Raw genomic sequence first — 17,141 nt, forward strand, 5'->3', positions numbered from 1 at the left:
CAAGGATCGCAAGTAAGACCGGCTGCCGGTTTGCCCGCGGGTTGCATTTGATCCGAGCCTGCGGGCAAAGGGGGTAGTTGGTCGCTGACACGGGGCCACTACCCCTTTTTCATACTTATATAGATTTCCCTACACCATGAATTCTGCAAACCGCAAACCGCTACCGGGCACCAAGCTGGATTACTTCGACGCGCGCGCCGCGATCGAGGCCATCCAGCCGGGTGCCTACGACAAGCTGCCGTACACGTCGCGCGTGCTGGCAGAAAACCTGGTGCGCCGCTGCGAGCCCGCCACGCTGACGGATTCGCTGAAGCAGCTGATCGAGCGCAAGCGCGACCTCGACTTCCCGTGGTTCCCGGCACGCGTGGTGTGCCACGACATCCTGGGCCAGACCGCGCTGGTGGACCTGGCCGGCCTGCGCGACGCCATTGCCGACCAGGGCGGCGACCCCGCCAAGGTCAACCCGGTGGTGCCGGTGCAGCTGATCGTCGACCACTCGCTGGCGGTGGAATGCGGCGGCTTCGATCCGCAAGCGTTCGAGAAGAACCGCGCCATCGAAGACCGCCGCAACGAAGACCGTTTCCACTTCATCGACTGGACCAAGAAGGCATTCAAGAACGTCGACGTGATCCCGCCGGGGAACGGCATCATGCACCAGATCAACCTGGAGAAGATGTCGCCGGTGATCCACGCTGACCAGGGCGTGGCCTACCCCGACACCTGCGTCGGCACCGACAGCCACACCCCGCACGTCGACGCGCTGGGCGTGATCGCCATCGGCGTGGGCGGCCTGGAAGCCGAGAACGTGATGCTCGGCCGCGCCTCGTGGATGCGCCTGCCGGATATCGTCGGCGTAGAGCTGAGCGGCAAGCGCCAGCCCGGCATCACTGCCACCGACATCGTGCTGGCCCTGACCGAATTCCTGCGCAAGGAAAAGGTCGTCGGCGCCTACCTGGAGTTCCGCGGCGAAGGCGCGTCGAGCCTGACGCTGGGCGACCGTGCCACCATCTCCAACATGGCGCCGGAATACGGCGCCACTGCCGCGATGTTCTTCATTGACGAGCAGACCATCGAATACCTGCGCCTGACCGGCCGCACCGACGAGCAGCTCAAGCTGGTCGAAACGTACGCCAAGGCCGCGGGCCTGTGGGCGGATTCGCTGCAGAACGCCGAATACGAGCGCGTGCTGAAGTTCGACCTGTCGAGCGTGGTGCGTAACATGGCCGGCCCGTCCAACCCGCACAAGCGCCTGCCGACCTCTGCGCTGGCCGAGCGCGGCATCGCGGTGGACCTGGACAAGGCCCGCGCGCAGGAAGCGGAAGGCCTGATGCCCGATGGCGCCGTGATCATCGCCGCCATCACCAGCTGCACCAACACCAGCAACCCGCGCAACGTGATCGCCGCCGCGCTGCTGGCGCGCAACGCCAACGCGCGCGGCCTGGCGCGCAAGCCGTGGGTCAAGTCGTCGCTGGCGCCCGGCTCCAAGGCGGTCGAGCTGTACCTGGAAGAAGCCAACCTGCTGCCCGACCTGGAAAAGCTGGGCTTCGGCATCGTCGCCTTTGCCTGCACCACCTGCAACGGCATGTCGGGCGCGCTCGACCCGAAGATCCAGCAGGAGATCATCGACCGCGACCTGTACGCCACCGCGGTGCTGTCGGGCAATCGCAACTTCGACGGCCGCATCCACCCGTACGCCAAGCAGGCCTTCCTGGCCTCGCCGCCGCTGGTGGTTGCCTACGCCATTGCCGGCACCATCCGCTTCGATATCGAAAAGGACGTGCTGGGCACCGACCAGGACGGCAAGCCGGTCTACCTGAAGGACATCTGGCCGAGCGACGAAGAGATCGACGCCATCGTCAAACAGAGCGTCAAGCCCGAGCAGTTCCGCAAGGTCTACGAGCCGATGTTCGCGCTGACCGCGGAAACCGGCGAGAGCGCCGCGCCGCTGTACGACTGGCGCCCGCAGAGCACCTATATCCGCCGCCCGCCCTACTGGGAAGGCGCGCTGGCCGGCGAGCGCACGCTGCAGGGCCTGCGTCCGCTGGCGGTGCTGGGCGACAACATCACCACCGACCACCTGTCGCCGTCCAACGCCATTCTGCTCAACAGCGCGGCTGGCGAGTACCTGGCCAAGATGGGCCTGCCGGAAGAGGACTTCAACTCGTACGCGACGCACCGCGGCGACCACCTGACCGCGCAGCGCGCCACCTTCGCCAACCCGACGCTGCTCAATGAAATGGCCGTGGTCGACGGCCAGGTCAAGAAGGGTTCGCTGGCACGCATCGAGCCGGAAGGCAAGGTCGTGCGCATGTGGGAAGCGATCGAGACCTACATGGACCGCAAGCAGCCGCTGATCATCATCGCCGGCGCGGACTATGGCCAGGGCTCGTCGCGCGACTGGGCCGCCAAGGGCGTGCGCCTGGCCGGCGTGGAGGCCATCGTCGCCGAAGGCTTCGAGCGCATCCACCGCACCAACCTGATCGGCATGGGCGTGCTGCCGCTGGAGTTCAAGCCGGGCGTGAACCGCCTGACGCTGGGGCTGGACGGCACCGAGACCTACGACGTGATCGGCGAGCGCCAGCCGCGCGCGACGCTGACGCTGGTGGTGCATCGCAAGAACGGCGAGCGCGTGGAAGTGCCGGTGACGTGCCGTCTCGACAGCGACGAGGAAGTGTCGATCTACGAGGCTGGCGGCGTGCTGCAGCGGTTTGCGCAGGACTTCCTGGAGTCGAACAAGGCGGCGGCTTAACTCATTGCCGACTGTTTGCTCCCCTCTCCCGCGTGCGCGAGAGGGGAGCGTCCGCCAGGGGTGCCGACTGCGATCGGCTTCCTATACCTAACCACGACATTCATTCCCCATGGCCCACGTACCCCAGATCAAGATCCCCGCCACCTACATCCGTGGCGGCACCAGCAAGGGCGTGTTCTTCCGCCTGCAAGACCTGCCCGAGCGCGCCCGGGTGCCCGGCCCCGCGCGCGACGCGCTGCTGCTGCGTGTGATCGGCAGCCCCGATCCCTATGGCAAGCAGATCGACGGCATGGGTGCGGCCACCTCCAGCACCAGCAAGACCGTGATCCTGTCGAAGAGCACGCGCCCGGACCACGATGTCGACTACCTGTTCGGCCAGGTCTCGATCGACCAGCCCTTTGTCGACTGGAGCGGCAACTGCGGCAACCTGTCGGCCGCGGTCGGTCCGTTCGCCATCAGCGCCGGCCTGGTCGACCCGAGCCGCATTCCGCAAAACGGCGTCGCCATCGTTCGCATCTGGCAGGCCAATATCGGCAAGACCATCATCGGCCACGTGCCCGTCACCAACGGTGAAGTGCAGGAAACCGGCGATTTCGAACTGGACGGCGTGACCTTCCCCGCCGCCGAAGTCCAGCTCGAGTTCATGGAGCCGGCCGCCGACGAAGAAGGCGCCGGCGGCGCGATGTTCCCGACCGGCAACGTGGTCGACGACCTGGAGGTCCCGGGAGTCGGCACGCTCAAGGCCACCATGATCAATGCCGGCATCCCGACCATCTTCGTCAATGCGGAGAGCATCGGCTACACCGGCACCGAGTTGCAGGACGCCATCAACAGCGACACCAGGGCGCTGGCGATGTTCGAAACCATCCGCGCCCATGGCGCGGTGCGCATGGGCCTGATCAAGAACGTCGACGAGGCGGCCAAGCGCCAGCACACGCCCAAGGTCGCCTTCGTGGCCAGGCCGGTGGACTACACCGCCTCCAGCGGCAAGCAGGTGGCCGCGGCCGACGTCGACCTGCTGGTGCGCGCGCTGTCGATGGGCAAGCTGCACCACGCCATGATGGGCACGGCGGCGGTGGCGATCGGCACTGCCGCCGCCATCCCGGGCACGCTGGTCAACCTGGCGGCCGGCGGCGGCGAACGCAACGCGGTCCGGTTCGGGCATCCGTCCGGCACCCTGCGCGTCGGCGCCGAGGCACAGCAGGTCGACGGCGAATGGGTGGTCAGGAAGGCCATCATGAGCCGCAGCGCGCGGGTGCTGATGGAAGGCTGGGTGCGTGTGCCCGGCGACGCGTTCTGAGCCGGTTGCAAGCGAAAACGCCGGTGCCGGCGACACTCGGCCGGCCCGGCAATGTATGCGCCTGAAGTTATGGGAAAGGCGGTTTTATGCCGAATCGGCATAACCCTTGCGCCGCCCTTCCACCGCGAATTTCTCCTCACGTATAGTCTCTGCCGCTGCCTGAACCGGACCCTGCACCACAGGCCCGGCCGCGGGCAGCCACCGACTGAACACGGACGGCACCATTCCACCCATAAGGTATGTCGTGCCGCTTCCAGTACGGGCCACACGTTCGTATAGATACCGAGGAGAACCATGAAACATTCCGCCCGCGTCACCACGCTGGCCGCTGCCCTGCTGTCGGCGAGCCTGATCACCGGCGCCGCCCACGCCCAGCTCGCGCCCGCGGCCCAGCCTGCCGCCGCCGCTGCCACGGCCCCGGCCGAAGCCCGCAAGGCCAACATCGTCATCATCGGCACCGGCGGCACCATTGCCGGCGCCGGCGCGGCGGCCACCAACACCGCCGCCTACCAGTCCGCCGTGGTCCCGGTCGACAAGATCATCGCCTCGGTGCCGGAAATCTCCAAGGTCGCCAACGTCAAGGGCGAGCAGATCTTCCAGATCGGCTCGGAAAGCTTCAACAACGAACGCCTGCTCAAGCTGGCCAAGCGCGTGTCGGAACTGCTCAAGCAGCCTGACGTCGACGGCATCGTGATCACGCATGGCACCGACACCATCGAAGAGACCGCCTATTTCCTCAACCTGACGCTGAAGAGCGACAAGCCGGTGGTGGTGGTCGGCTCGATGCGCCCGGGCACCGCGCTGGGTGCGGACGGCGCGCTGAACCTCTATGACGCCGTGCTGGTCGCCTCCAACCCGGCGTCCAAGGGCAAGGGCACGCTGGCGGTGCTGAACGACGAGATCCACACCGGCCGCGACGTCTCCAAGACCAACACCTTCAAGACCGAGACCTTCCGCTCGCCGTTCGGCCCGCTCGGCTACGTGGTGGAAGGCCGCACCCTGTTCTACCGCCTGCCGGCGCGTCCGCACACGCTGCAGACGCAGTGGGACATCGACAAGATCGACAAGCTGCCGGAGGTGGCCGTGCTCTATGCCTACGGCAACGCCAACCCGGCCGCGGTCGACGCGGCGGTGAAGAGCGGCGCCAAGGCCATCATCTATGCCGCCACCGGCAACGGCAGCGTCGGCGACTACATGGTCGAGTCGCTCAAGGCCGCGCGCGCCAAGGGCGTGCAGATCGTGCGCGCATCGCGCACCGGCAGCGGCGTGGTGGTGCGCAACGCCGAGCAGCCCGACGACAAGTACGACTGGATCGTCACCGACGACCAGCTGCCGCAGAAGGCGCGCATCCTGATGGCGCTGGCGCTGACGCAGACCAACGACAGCAAGGCGCTGCAGCAGGTGTTCTGGAAGTACTGATCCAGGGCAGCACCGGGGTCGTCCAGCGCCATGGCCTGGTCGATCCCGGAACTCAGGCGCTTCCCGACCGCCGGGCCGGGAAGCCGAGGGGCGCCATCAATCCGGCTCAGGGTCGCTCATGAGCTTGAGCACCAGATGCCGGCCGTCGCTGACCGCACCGTTGCTGCCGACGACGTAAAGCAGGTAATCGCCGGCGATCGCCAGCCCCGGCAGCGGCGGCGCGGTGACTTCGAGCTTGCCGCCTTGCTGCGCAAACGGCAGCTTCACGTACCGGTTGCCCCAGGTCCAGTTGTGCGTGACCGGACCGGTGCGGATCATCGTTACCGATGCCACCTCCGTGCCGGAGACCTCCAGCTTGAACTTGTTGCCGTGGCGGATGCTGGGCGGCGCATTGTCGATGACCGGCTTCGCACCCTTGAAGAAGTAAGGCGGCTTGTACTGCTCGAGCACCGGGACGGCGGCATCCCGCTGCGCCTGCGTCTGCGGCGATCCCGGAATCAGATTGACGCGGTTGCCGCCCATGACCCACACCACCCCATTGGGCATCAGCAGCGCGGTGGAGTGATCGTGCCTTGGTACGGGAGACGACACGAGATCGGTCCGGCTGCCATCCGCCGGATTGAACATCTGATAGCGCAGGCTGTTCGTGCTTCCGCTGGCGCCACCAACCACCAGCAGTTTACCGTCCGGCAGCGCCACCACATTGTTCTGCGTGGCCGGCTGGATGAGACTGGCGAGCGGCTTCCATTTCGGCGTCGCGCTGGAAAAATCGATCGTTTCCGCCACTGCCGAGTCGGGCGTGTTGCCCCCGCTCGAGCCGCCGAACAGGAAGACCTCCTGCGACCATGTGCCATCCGCGCGAATCGTCACCATCAGCACGCCGGCGCCGCTGTCGTGGCCATTCTGGGCGGTGTCGACGAAGGTCCAGTGATTCTGCGCGCGCGTGGCGATCAGCGGATCGGCAAGCGCGCCCTGGACGTCGAGCAGATAGGTATTGCCGCTGTAGAAGAACGGATCGTATCCACCGATATTGAGGCCGCCCGGCTGGCCCGGCAGCGGTGGCACCACCTCGGCCGTGACCGCGACCTTCCAGTCCTTCTCGTTCGGGCCGGTCTGGACGACAAAGGCGCGCGGATACATCGGCAACTGCTTCCACGCGTTTTCCAGCGCGACCGTCGTGTCGGTCCTGGGGTCGTAGACTTCCGGCACGCCCTGGCGCACCTTGGTGCTGCCGGCGTTGGCCGGCCCTACGCTGGTGTCCTGGTCGGAGCCGGACAGCACCAGGATCCTGCCGTCCGGCAAGGTCACCGCGGTCGGGTACCAGCGCTGATATTTCAGGTCTGACGACGTCGGCGGATCGGTGTTGTTTTCGTTGAGCGGATCGCAGTGAGACAGCACGCCGGTCGGGTCCATTTCATAGCCGATTCTGACGCAGGGCATCGGCCTTGGCACCCAGGCCTCGGTTTTCGGGTCGAATATGTTGACCTTCCTGCCGCCGTTGTTGCCGCCTTTGTCATGCAGTCCCACCACGTAGATACGGCCATCCACGCCGGAAACATGCCCATTGCAGAACAGGTTATAGCCCAGGCCCCGGGAAAATCCGGCATCCGTGAAGAACCGGTCGGTGCTGCTGATCTCCGCGCTGGTCAGGTCGGCGATGGCGTTCTTGGTGAACACGCCGCTATCGATCATCGACTGCAGTCCGCACACATCTAGCATCTGCGCGTTTTCGCGCTCGAGATCCGGGCCATAGCGCGACCAGCCGCTCTCGTCGAGCTGGCCAAGGCCGAAGCCGCCCTGTACCAGGTCGATGTATTTCTGGTTGAATCCCGGAAATACATTGCTGCCGGGAACCGGCGGATTGAGATAATGTTTTGGCTTATATTCCGACGGCCGCATCCAGACCAGCATGTTGGGGCAGGTCGAATATTTCTTGTTCCATATCAGCGTGGCATGGATAAAATCCTTGTGCGCCGGAACCAGGCCGCTCTTTTCTCCACATACCGCCGGACCGGCTTCGGGACACTCAACGGCCGCCCGCGCAGGGCCTGCCGGCACGACCGCCAGCCATAGCGAGCAGGTACCCGCCACTGCCGCCGCGAAAGTTTTTTGCACGGTCTTCATGCCACACCTCCTTCGAGACCATTGCCCCAAAGACCCGGATTTTTTTCAATTTTTTTGGCTTTTCTTTAAATGCATAAATGTTGTTGGCGTGCAGCATTGCACCGCCTTTTTTTGCGCATCCGGTGGTGAGCATAAAATCAGTTTAGACAGCGTTGTGGCCCGCTGATGCATGACCGATGCACACACGGGCGTGCGCGTATGTGGCCCGCCGCACAGACGCGACGCGATATCTGAGCCGCGAGCGGATCGCGCCAGTGCAGCTGGCGCGCCTCGGTGTGCAGGGGTAATCTTGGCGGTTAATTGCGTTAATGAGACCGGGCCATGCGGGTCCCAGCCCGCCGGCTCAGAACATGGCGCTGCTCATCAGGGCCCTGGCGACCAGCACGCCCTCGTCAGCGGCTTCGGCGTACACGGAGACGTCCGTCACCACTTGCCGGCGGCCGCGCCGGGCCACCGACGCCACCGCCCGCAGCGCGGCACCTTGCGCGGGCGCCAGGTACTGGATCGACAGCGAACCGGTCGCCCCGCCCTTCACCTCGTCGGCACTGGCGCCCGACGCCGCCGCGGCCGCGCCGGCGATGTCGATCAGCGTGGCGATGACACCCCCGTGCACGATGCTGCCGTGGGTCACGTTGGTCGGCAGGAACGGCATCTCCAGCTCGACATGGTCCGGCGTCAGGCTTGCCAGCCGCACGCCGAGGGCGCGCGCCACCGGAGATCCCAGCAGCACGTTATCGACCATGGCGCGCATGCGCGGGTCGACGCGGGCTGGGCGGCGGTCTTGGGAAAGGGGCACGGCGGCGATGGTCTGGGGCATGGCTGGACTCCGGTGAAGGTTCGAGGCTTGAGGCAGCGTAACGGCCGTCGCCTTGCGGCTCAATGACCTCCGAGGTAATCCCTGCCCCGCGGCACGGCCTTGGACGAGCCGCGCTTGCACACCCGATATAATGGGCGGCCGTTTCACGCTCCGCCTTCCCGCCACCATGCCGTCACCTTCCGAATCCGCCCCGCTCCGCCCCGAACCGGACCACGGCACCACGGATTCCACGCTGTCCGAGCGCCCGGACAGCCCCTGCATCGGCATCTGCTCGACCTTGTTCGACGAGGTGTGCCAGGGCTGCGGCCGCACCGCGGCCGAGGTCAGCAACTGGGTATTTTTCAGCGACGAGGAAAAGCAGCAGGTGTGGGAACGCATCACACGCGAAGGCACCGGCAAGCGTTTCCGCCAAGGCTGAGCCGCGCTCACCCGTAGCCTCCTCATTCGCCAGACAGGCGCCGCTCCATCGCTTCGACTGCACGCCGTTCCAGGCGCTGCCGTGCCAGCTTGCGCCAGCTCTCGGCCAGCGGCGCCAGCGCCGCGATTTCCTGCAGCGCGGCATAGTCGAGCCGGTCGACATACAGTACCTGCAGCAGACGGTGCAGCGACCATCCGGGACAGGGCCGCGCCGCCAGTTCCAGCCCATCGCCCGCGGCCACGTCGCCGGGTTCCAGCACGCGGTAGTACCAGCCGGTGCGCAGGCTCTGCTGCACGGCGCGCGACATGCCTGCATAGCCGAAGCGGTGATTGAGCTTCCAGCACGGCTGGCGCGCCTGCGACACCTCGACCAGCGCCGTGCCCAGGCGGAATTGGTCGCCGATGCAGACGTCTGCCTCGGTCAGGCCGGTGGTGCTCAGGTTCTCACCGAAGGCGCCAGGCGAGTCGAGCACGCCGTCGGCTGGCACGCCCTGTTCCCGCAGCGTCATGCGCCACGCCGGATAGTGGTCGAAGGCATAGTGGTGCAGCGCCTTTTCCGGGCCGCCGTGATGCCGCGGATCGCCCTGCCCATCGCCCTCGAGCCCGGTCGTGGTCACGCGGATCCGCGCGCGCGTCGCGGCCTTGGCAATGCCGCTGGGTACGCCCTTGGGTCCGAACGGGCGCACCGCGCCGGTCAGGACCGCGGCGACCGGCACGCGCAGGGTGGATACGGGCTGGCTCATAGTCCGGCCTGCTCCAGCCAGCGCGCGAACATGCGCTCCCCCGCCGCCGCCACGTTGGCGCCGACTTGCGCGGTGCGCGCACGGATGGTACGCGGATCGATGCCGGCCTTGCCCAGTTCGACGGTATGGCCGATCAGCCAGGCCTCGATATCGCGCGGCATGACCTCGGGGTGGAACTGCAGTGCCAGTACCTGGTTGCCGATGGCATAGGCCTGGTTCGGTACCGCCGCGGTCGAGGCCAGCAGCTGCGCGCCGGCGGGCAGGTCGAAGGTGTCGCCGTGCCAGTGCAGGACTTCCCATTGCGCCGCGGCCAGCTCGGCCAGCGCCGAATCCTGTCCGGCCGGCGTCGGCGTGATCGGCGCCCAGCCGATCTCGCGCGGGCCGGGGTAGACCCTGGCGCCGGCGGCGCGCGCGATCAGCTGCGCGCCCAGGCAGACGCCGATCAGCTTGCCGCCGGCGGCCAGGCGCTCGCGGATCAGCGCGATTTCCGCCTCCAGCCATGGATAGGCGTCGGTCTCGTAGACCCCGATGGGGCCGCCGAGCACCAGCAGCAGGTCGGCCGGCTCGCTGGCGATCGGCGCAAGGTCGTCGACGCCAGCCTGGAACACCCGCAGCGTGTGCCCGCGCGCACGCAAGGCGTTGCCGATCACGCCCGCGTGCTCGAAGGCGACGTGCTGGATCACATGGGTGGTACGCGTTGTCATCAGGGGCTCCTGCCGGGAGTGAGGGAGAGAAAGGCCCTCATGTTAGCGCCTGGCGCCAACTCCCGGAGGACGACCCAGGCATGACTTCGCCAGTTTGAGAACCTTCCCGGCGCGGCATGCCGCGGCCCGCGCTATTTTGTCGCAGGCGCCAGCACCAGGGCGTCTGCCGCGCCCTGCGGACCCTGGCTTGCCGCCGGCGACATGGTGATGTACTCCACCGCCGCCCACTTGCCGATCCAGTCGCGGTAGCGCGGCAGCAGCGCATTGCCGGACTGCCCGGTGGAGTCCATGAAGCGCGACGCCGCCAGGTCGGACAGGTCATAGAGCGCGCGCACGCTGGCCGCATGGGTGTTTTCGAACGGCGCCTTGTCGTCGCGCAGGTTGTGCCGGCCGACGTTGACGGTGTAGGTGTCGCCGCCGGTCGGCACACGCAGGTTGAACAGCGGCGCCAGGTAGCCGACCTTGCCGAATGGCCGGTGCTCCAGCCGCGCCGCATGGGCCTCGCCCCAGCGCCAGCGCGCGGGATCGTCGCCATAGCGGCGCGACAGGTCCGCGATGGCCTGGGTCCAGGCGTCGGCCACGGCATCGTCGCAGCTCTCGGCCGGGCCGGTATGGGGACGGTCGCACCAGAACGCGCCCAGCTGGCGCGGATCGCGCAGGATGTTGAGCATGGGCTGCTGCACGTTGCGCTGGTCCCACAGGCGCACGAAAATCGCCTCGCCGGTCTTCTCCTCGAACAGCCGGCGCGACAGCTCGCGCAGCCATGCGGTAACCACCAGCGGTTCGGCGCGCGCGGAGTCCATGGTGCCGTCCCACCGGCGCAACGCGTCCAGCAAGGCGCGTTCGCGCGCCGGGCGCGCGGCGTCGTTGCTGACCGGCGCGGCCAGCAGCAGCGGCAAGACATCGCGCACCGCCAGCGAGACCACGTCCTTCTGGATCGTGGCGAAGCTGTCGAAGCTGTGCCTGGGCGTGGCCGCCAGCAGCGTGCGGATGCGGTCGAAGCGATACGGCACCGTCCATTCGCTGGTGATGAAGTACGGATAGTCGGGCGCGACGATGCGCTGGTTGGCCGTCACGATCACGCCCCCGGCGGGGTTGTACTGGTGCGGCAGCGCCTCGAACGGGATAAAGCCGGTCCAGTCGTAGCGCGCATCCCAGCCGGGTGCCGGGGCCAGGCCCTTGAGGTCGTTGTCGGCGCGGCGCAGCGGCACGCGGCCCGGCGCATAGAAGCCGATATTGCCGTCGACGTCGGCATAGACGATGTTCTGCTGCGGCGAATGGAAGTCGCGCAGCGCGGCGGTGAAGCTGTTCCAGTCGCGCGCCTGGTTCAGCCGCAGCCCCGCCAGGAAGGTGCCGTCGTCCGGGCGCAGCGCGGTCCACTGGAACGCCACCACGTATTGCGCGCCCAGCGGCGCCGCGGCGCTGGCGAGCGACTCGGCCACATCGGAAATCACCGGGCCGTGGCGCGTGCTGCGGACCTTCATCGTCACGTCGGCGGCGCCCTTGACGCGGATGGTCTCGGTGCGGGTCTCGAACGCGGCCCATCCCTGCGGCGTCTGGTACTGGGTGTCATTGCCCGGACGCACACGCTCGATATACAGGTCCTGCACGTCCGGCGCGGTATTGGTCAGCCCCCAGGCGATCCGGTCATTGTGGCCCAGCACCACCAGCGGCATGCCAGGCAGCGTCGCGCCGGCCACCTCGAGCCCGGGCGCGCTCAGGCGCGCGAAGTACCACAGCGCCGGCGCCTGCAGCCCCAGGTGCGGATCGTTGGCCAGCATCGGCTTGCCCGATTGCGTGTGCGCGCCCGACACCACCCAGTTGTTGGAGCCCATGCCCTCGACATAGCCCGGCGGGGCCTTGTCGCCGACGCTGGCCATTGCACTCGCCAGCGGCGCCAGCTGCCGGTACAGGTGGCCGTAATCCATGGTGCGTACCGGCTGCTCGCCCGGATACGGCGCCAGCAGTTCGCTGATGCGGGCCACCGGCAGCACCTGCGCCAGCCGCATGCGCAGCGTCTCCTGGGTCCAGTTGCCGCCCAGGTCCCATGCCATCATGGTCTGCCAGCCCAGCGTGTCGGCCGGCTCCCAGTGCTCCGGCCGGATGCGCAGCAGCAGGAACTCCGGCGGCAGCGGGCCCTTGCGCTGGTCGATCCATGCATTGACCCCGTCGGCATAGGCCTGCAGCGCCGTGCGCGCCTCGGGCGAGGCCTGCGCGAAGATGGCCTCGGCGTTGCGCCGCACCCCCAGCGTGCGCAGGAACTTGTCGTTATCGACGGCGGACGGGCCCAGGATTTCCGCCAGGCGGCCGGCGACGATGCGCTTGTTCATCTGCATCTGCCACAGCCGGTCCTGCGCGTGCACGTAGCCCAGCGCGAACCACGCATCGGCCTTGCTGGCAGCGCGGATATGCGGCACGCCATGGCCGTCGCGCACCACCGTGACCGGCTCGCGCAATCCCGCCAGCACCTCCGTGCCCGCGACCGGCGGCTGCGCCGCGTGGCGATACCAGACCAACGCGCCCGCGGCGGCGGCCACCACAAGCGCCAGCAGCACTACCAGCCACTTGGCCAGCCTACCGATCCCGCGCATCGTTGCTCCCCCATTGTCCTTGTCATGTTGTTCGCGCATTATCCGCGCATTTTCCGCACGAAAAAATGCCCGGACCAGCCGGGCATTTCCTCGCTGATGGCCTGCTTGCCCGCGGGCCCGTCAGGCGGCTGGCTTCTTCAGCTGCAACGACTTGTACTCGAGGAATTCCTCCAGCCCGTACTTGCCGGCTTCGCGCCCATTGCCGGACTGCTTGAAGCCACCGAACGGCGCCTGCATGTTGAACGGTCCGCCGTTGATATCGACCTGACCGGTGCGGATGCGGCGCGCCACGCGGATCGCGCGCGCCTCGTCGCCGGACCAGACGCCGCCGCCCAGGCCATAGATGCTGTCGTTGGCGATGCGCACCGCGTCTTCCTCGGTGTCATAGCAGATGATCGACAGCACCGGCCCGAAGATCTCTTCCTGCGCCACCGTCGCGCGCGGCTCGACGTTGCCGAGCACGGTCGGCTTGACGAAGAAGCCCTGGTCCAGCCCTTCCGGGGTCTCGGGGCCGCCGGCCACCAGCTCGGCGCCCTCTTCCAGGCCGCGGCGGATATAGCCGGTCACGCGGTCCTTCTGCACCGCGGAGATCAGCGGGCCCAGCTTGCTGGTTTCCTGCAGCGGATCGCCCACGGTAAAGCCTGCCACCACCTTCTGCGCGATCGCCTTGACTTCGTCGTAGCGCGCCCGCGGCACCAGCATGCGGGTGTGCGCCGAGCAGGTCTGGCCGGAGTTGAGGAAGCAGGCATTGAGGGTGCCCTTGACCGCGGCCGGCAGGTCGGCATCGTCGAGGATCACCGATGCCGACTTGCCGCCCAGCTCCAGCGCGACGCGCTTGACGGTCTGCGCGGCCAGCTCGGACACGCGCTTGCCGGCGCGGGTGGAGCCGGTGAACGACACCATGTCGACTTCCGGATGGCTCGCCAGCACCTCGCCCACCACCGGGCCGTAGCCGGTCACCAGGTTGAACACGCCCGGCGGCAGCCCCGCGGCCTCGATCACCTCGGCCAGCACGAAGGCGTTGAGCGGCGCCACCTCGGACGGCTTGAGCACCACGGTGCAGCCTGCAGCCAGCGCCGGCGCGACCTTCAGCGTGATCTGGTTGAGCGGATAGTTCCACGGCGTGATCGCGCCGACCACGCCCACCGGCTCGCGCACTACCAGCGAATTGCCGACTTCTTCCTCGAAGCGGAAGCCTTCCACCAGCCGGGCGGCCTGGCCCCAGTTGTAGACCGGGCCGCCGACCTGGATCGCGCGCGCCAGCTTGATCGGCATGCCGACTTCGCCGGCGATCAGTTGCGCCAGTTCTTCACTGCGTGCCTTCAGCCCTTCGGCGATCTTGGCGATATAACCGGCCCGCACTGCCGGCGGCGTTGCCGACCAGCCCTCGAAGGCGGCGCGCGCGGCCTGGATGGCGTCTTCGGCGTCGCGGGCCGAGCCTTCCGGAATGGTCCCCATCACCGCTTCGGTGGCGGAATGGATGACATCGATCTTGCCGGTGCCGTGGGGCGCAACCCACTTGCCGTTAATGAAGAGTTTGTCTCGTTGTTGCATGGCCACAGTTCTCGGTTTGGTGAATTGGCGATTGCAATTTTTTGTTACTTTTATGGTGCACGCACATTGTAGAGCGGATTCCCGCCCATGTTATGGCGCTGCAGAAAATGGCGCCGGCCGCGCCTGCCGCTCGGCACAAGAACCTGGCGATAATCGGCCGCGGGTGACAGACGGGAGACACGCGACTGGTGGACGGGGGAGACTCGCCACAGCGCGCGCACATAACAAGACTAAGGGGGCGAAGGCATGGTCGATCCGATCTACCGCAAGACGGAGGCGGGGCAGGACGAAATCCGCAGCCGCGCGCGCAAGCTGGACCACAAGCTGCGCGCGCTGCTGCTGATGGTCAACGGCGAGCGCCGCGAGCAGGCATTGCTGGCGCAGGTGGCGGGCATGGGGATCGGCCCGGAGGCCATGGCAACGCTGCTGGCCCACGGGCTGGTCGAAGCCGTCGCCGAACCGGCACAGCCGCCCACCACCGCTCCGCAAGAATCCGCGCGTGTCGCGCCACCGGCTGCCGACACCAACCTGTTCTCGGTCTACGCGATGCGCCATGCGCCGGTGACCGAGGTAGCGGCGCCGCCCACCAGTGCAGCCGCGGCCCACTCGCCCGCCGAGGTCCAGGCATACCAGCGCCTCTACCATTTCTATACCGACGTGATCGGGCAGCATCTCGGGCTGCGCGGCTACATGCTGCAGGTGAAGGTGGAGAAGGCCGCCGACCTGCCCGCGCTGATGGCGCTGCGCGAACCGCTGCACGCGGCGCTGCTCAAGGCGCGGGGCGACATCACCGCCCGCGCCATCATGGCGCAGCTGGACCAGGTCCGCGACGGCAGCGCCGCCTGACACGCCACGCCAGACAGCAAAAAGGCCGCCCGGAGGCGGCCTTCGGCATGCATAGGGTCGCGGCGCTCAGCCGTCGATGCCCTGCGACTGCAGGTACTCGTCGTACGTACCCAGGTAGTCGGTCAGCGTGCCGTCGGTACGAACTTCGATGATGCGCGTGGCCAGGCCGCTGACGAACTCGCGGTCATGCGAGACGAAGATCAGCGTGCCCTGGAACTTGTCGAGCGCGATCTGCATCGACTCGATCGATTCCATGTCCATGTGGTTGGTCGGCTCGTCCAGCGCCAGCACGTTGTGGCGGCCCAGCATCAGCTTGCCCCAGATCATGCGGCCCTTCTCGCCGCCGGACAGCACCTTGACGTTCTTCTTGATGTCGTCGGCCGAGAACAGCAGGCGGCCCAGCGTGCCGCGCAGCGAGGTCTCGTCGTCGCCGGCCTGCGTCCACTGGCTCATCCAGTCCATCACGTCGCGGTCTTGCGGGAACTCCTCGTAGGTGTCCTGCGGCATGTAGCCGACGTTGGCGTTCTCGGCCCACTTGACCGTGCCGCGGTCGACCTCGACGCCGCGCTGCACGCCGGTCTGCACCGCGCCATTCAGCAGGCTGCGCAGCAGCGTGGTCTTGCCCGCGCCGTTCTCGCCGATGATGGCGACGCGCTCGCCGGCCTGGATCGCCAGCGACAGGTTGTTGATGATCTTGCGGTCGTAGCTCTTGGTGATGCCTTCGACCTCGACCGCCAGGTTGTGCAGCTTTTTCTCGAACTCGAAGCGGATGAACGGGTTCTGGCGCGACGACGGCTTGATGTCCTCGACCTTGATCTTCTCGATCTGCTTGGCGCGCGAGGTCGCCTGGCGGGCCTTGGACTTGTTGGCCGAGAAGCGGCGCACGAAGTCCTGCAGCTCGCTGATGCGCTCCTTGGCGCGCGCGTTGGCGGCCATCTGGCGCTCGCGGGCCTGCATCGACGCTTCCATGTACTCGTCGTAGTTGCCCGGATAGACCTTGAGCGTGCCGTAGTCCATGTCGGCCATGTGGGTGCAGACCGAGTTCAGGAAGTGGCGATCGTGCGAGATGATGATCATGGTGGAGTTGCGCTCGTTGAGCACGGTCTCCAGCCAGCGGATGGTGTTGATGTCGAGGTTGTTGGTGGGCTCGTCCAGCAGCAGCACGTCCGGGTTCGAGAACAGGGCCTGCGCCAGCAGCACGCGCAGCTTCCAGCCCGGCGCCACGTCGCTCATCGGGCCCTGATGCTGCGCGGTGGGGATGCCCACGCCCAGCAGCAGTTCGCCGGCGCGCGCCTCGGCGGTGTAGCCGTCGTATTCGGCGTACTTGGCCTCGAGCTCGGCGGCCTTCATGTAGTCTTCGTCGGTCGCTTCCGGGTTGGCGTAGATGGCGTCGCGCTCCTGCGCGGCGGCCCACATCTCGGTGTGGCCCATCATCACCACGTCGAGCACGCGCATGTCTTCATAGGCAAACTGGTCCTGGCGCAGCTTGCCCAGGCGGATGCCCGGCTCCAGCATGACGTTGCCCGCCGACGACTCGAGATCGCCGCCCAGGATCTTCATGAAGGTGGACTTGCCGCAGCCGTTCGCGCCGATCAGGCCGTAGCGGTTGCCCTCGCCGAACTTGACCGAGATATTCTCGAACAACGGCTTGGGGCCGAACTGCATGGTGATGTTTGCGGTAGAAAGCACGTCTTGAACCTTGTCTGGAGATGGTGGCGCCGCGGCGCGGGCCGGAAGCATTCCGGCGGCCATGGCAGGCGCTGCGGCACGGGCCACGCCGGGTTCATGCGAGAACCCGGCAGGAAATCAGGAAATAACCGCGCATTCTATCATCCGGACGCATTCCTTGCGACCGGCGCACGCGGCTACGGGTCGCT

The 17,141-nt window shown here is 67.3% G+C and carries 12 protein-coding genes; 5 read left to right on the plus strand and 7 right to left on the minus strand.

Annotated elements, in window-relative coordinates; all coding sequences use genetic code 11:
• The first annotated feature begins 136 nt into the window (after positions 1 to 136).
• The 3 genes from acnD to MKD38_RS10965 all read left to right on the plus strand — a co-directional run bounded on the left by acnD (position 137) and on the right by MKD38_RS10965 (position 5,468).
• Positions 137 to 2,749: a Fe/S-dependent 2-methylisocitrate dehydratase AcnD gene (gene acnD / locus MKD38_RS10955; RefSeq protein ID WP_252676747.1), complete on the plus strand. Its 2,613-nt coding sequence runs from the start codon at positions 137 to 139 to the stop codon at positions 2,747 to 2,749.
• Positions 2,750 to 2,858: 109 nt separating this feature from the next.
• On the plus strand, positions 2,859 to 4,049 hold the full coding sequence (gene prpF / locus MKD38_RS10960) for a 2-methylaconitate cis-trans isomerase PrpF (RefSeq protein ID WP_252676749.1): 1,191 nt from the start codon (positions 2,859 to 2,861) through the stop codon (positions 4,047 to 4,049).
• Between the two features lie 294 nt (positions 4,050 to 4,343).
• Positions 4,344 to 5,468 (plus strand): asparaginase, encoded by a 1,125-nt coding sequence (locus MKD38_RS10965; RefSeq protein ID WP_252676751.1) that lies wholly within the window; start codon positions 4,344 to 4,346, stop codon positions 5,466 to 5,468.
• Between the two features lie 96 nt (positions 5,469 to 5,564).
• On the opposite strand, the gene MKD38_RS10970 is transcribed toward MKD38_RS10965, so the two are convergent.
• Both MKD38_RS10970 and MKD38_RS10975 read right to left on the minus strand, forming a co-directional pair.
• The gene (locus MKD38_RS10970; RefSeq protein WP_252676752.1) at positions 5,565 to 7,592 is read right to left on the minus strand and encodes a galactose oxidase early set domain-containing protein; all 2,028 of its coding nucleotides are present in this window, start codon (positions 7,590 to 7,592) and stop codon (positions 5,565 to 5,567) included.
• 343 nt (positions 7,593 to 7,935) lie between these two features.
• Positions 7,936 to 8,409 carry a PaaI family thioesterase gene (locus MKD38_RS10975; RefSeq protein WP_252676754.1) on the minus strand — a complete coding sequence of 158 codons (474 nt, stop codon included), beginning with the start codon at positions 8,407 to 8,409 and terminating at the stop codon, positions 7,936 to 7,938.
• A gap of 166 nt (positions 8,410 to 8,575) precedes the next feature.
• Between MKD38_RS10975 and MKD38_RS10980 the strand changes: the two genes are divergently transcribed.
• Complete coding sequence (locus MKD38_RS10980; RefSeq protein WP_252676756.1) at positions 8,576 to 8,827, plus strand: DUF1289 domain-containing protein; 252 nt, start codon at positions 8,576 to 8,578, stop codon at positions 8,825 to 8,827.
• 22 nt (positions 8,828 to 8,849) lie between these two features.
• Here MKD38_RS10980 and MKD38_RS10985 read toward each other — a convergent pair whose 3' ends face one another.
• The 4 genes from MKD38_RS10985 to MKD38_RS11000 form a co-directional block, all read right to left on the minus strand.
• On the minus strand, positions 8,850 to 9,569 hold the full coding sequence (locus MKD38_RS10985; protein WP_252676759.1) for an MOSC domain-containing protein: 720 nt from the start codon (positions 9,567 to 9,569) through the stop codon (positions 8,850 to 8,852).
• Positions 9,566 to 10,273 carry a glutamine amidotransferase gene (locus tag MKD38_RS10990; RefSeq protein ID WP_252676761.1) on the minus strand — a complete coding sequence of 236 codons (708 nt, stop codon included), beginning with the start codon at positions 10,271 to 10,273 and terminating at the stop codon, positions 9,566 to 9,568. Before MKD38_RS10990 ends, MKD38_RS10985 begins: the two co-directional genes overlap by 4 nt.
• Positions 10,274 to 10,404: 131 nt before the next feature.
• Positions 10,405 to 12,864 carry a penicillin acylase family protein gene (locus tag MKD38_RS10995; RefSeq protein WP_252676763.1) on the minus strand — a complete coding sequence of 820 codons (2,460 nt, stop codon included), beginning with the start codon at positions 12,862 to 12,864 and terminating at the stop codon, positions 10,405 to 10,407.
• Positions 12,865 to 12,984: 120 nt separating this feature from the next.
• The gene (locus MKD38_RS11000) at positions 12,985 to 14,418 is read right to left on the minus strand and encodes an aldehyde dehydrogenase family protein (protein ID WP_252676765.1); all 1,434 of its coding nucleotides are present in this window, start codon (positions 14,416 to 14,418) and stop codon (positions 12,985 to 12,987) included.
• 246 nt (positions 14,419 to 14,664) lie between these two features.
• Here MKD38_RS11000 and MKD38_RS11005 point away from each other — a divergent pair, with 246 nt between their 5' ends.
• A complete protein-coding gene (locus tag MKD38_RS11005) occupies positions 14,665 to 15,264 on the plus strand; it encodes a hypothetical protein (protein WP_252676767.1) in 600 nt (199 codons plus the stop codon).
• Positions 15,265 to 15,330: 66 nt separating this feature from the next.
• Here MKD38_RS11005 and MKD38_RS11010 read toward each other — a convergent pair whose 3' ends face one another.
• Positions 15,331 to 16,953, minus strand: coding sequence for an ABC-F family ATPase (locus MKD38_RS11010; RefSeq protein ID WP_252676769.1), 1,623 nt, complete (start codon positions 16,951 to 16,953; stop codon positions 15,331 to 15,333).
• Positions 16,954 to 17,141 lie beyond the last annotated feature (188 nt).

Origin of the sequence: Cupriavidus sp. WGlv3 (assembly GCF_023952475.1) — a bacterium.
Lineage (GTDB): Bacteria > Pseudomonadota > Gammaproteobacteria > Burkholderiales > Burkholderiaceae > Cupriavidus > Cupriavidus phytorum.

Excerpts from the sequence above, each read along its gene's own strand:
- MKD38_RS10965 (WP_252676751.1), top strand. The coding sequence starts at position 4,344 with ATGAAACATTCCGCCCGCGTCACCACGCTGGCCGCTGCCCTGCTGTCG.
- MKD38_RS10995 (WP_252676763.1), bottom strand. The coding sequence starts at position 12,864 with ATGCGCGGGATCGGTAGGCTGGCCAAGTGGCTGGTAGTGCTGCTGGCG.
- acnD (WP_252676747.1), top strand. The coding sequence starts at position 137 with ATGAATTCTGCAAACCGCAAACCGCTACCGGGCACCAAGCTGGATTAC.
- MKD38_RS10985 (WP_252676759.1), bottom strand. The coding sequence starts at position 9,569 with ATGAGCCAGCCCGTATCCACCCTGCGCGTGCCGGTCGCCGCGGTCCTG.
- MKD38_RS11000 (WP_252676765.1), bottom strand. The coding sequence starts at position 14,418 with ATGCAACAACGAGACAAACTCTTCATTAACGGCAAGTGGGTTGCGCCC.
- MKD38_RS11005 (WP_252676767.1), top strand. The coding sequence starts at position 14,665 with ATGGTCGATCCGATCTACCGCAAGACGGAGGCGGGGCAGGACGAAATC.
- MKD38_RS10990 (WP_252676761.1), bottom strand. The coding sequence starts at position 10,273 with ATGACAACGCGTACCACCCATGTGATCCAGCACGTCGCCTTCGAGCAC.
- prpF (WP_252676749.1), top strand. The coding sequence starts at position 2,859 with ATGGCCCACGTACCCCAGATCAAGATCCCCGCCACCTACATCCGTGGC.
- MKD38_RS10980 (WP_252676756.1), top strand. The coding sequence starts at position 8,576 with ATGCCGTCACCTTCCGAATCCGCCCCGCTCCGCCCCGAACCGGACCAC.
- MKD38_RS10970 (WP_252676752.1), bottom strand. The coding sequence starts at position 7,592 with ATGAAGACCGTGCAAAAAACTTTCGCGGCGGCAGTGGCGGGTACCTGC.
- MKD38_RS10975 (WP_252676754.1), bottom strand. The coding sequence starts at position 8,409 with ATGCCCCAGACCATCGCCGCCGTGCCCCTTTCCCAAGACCGCCGCCCA.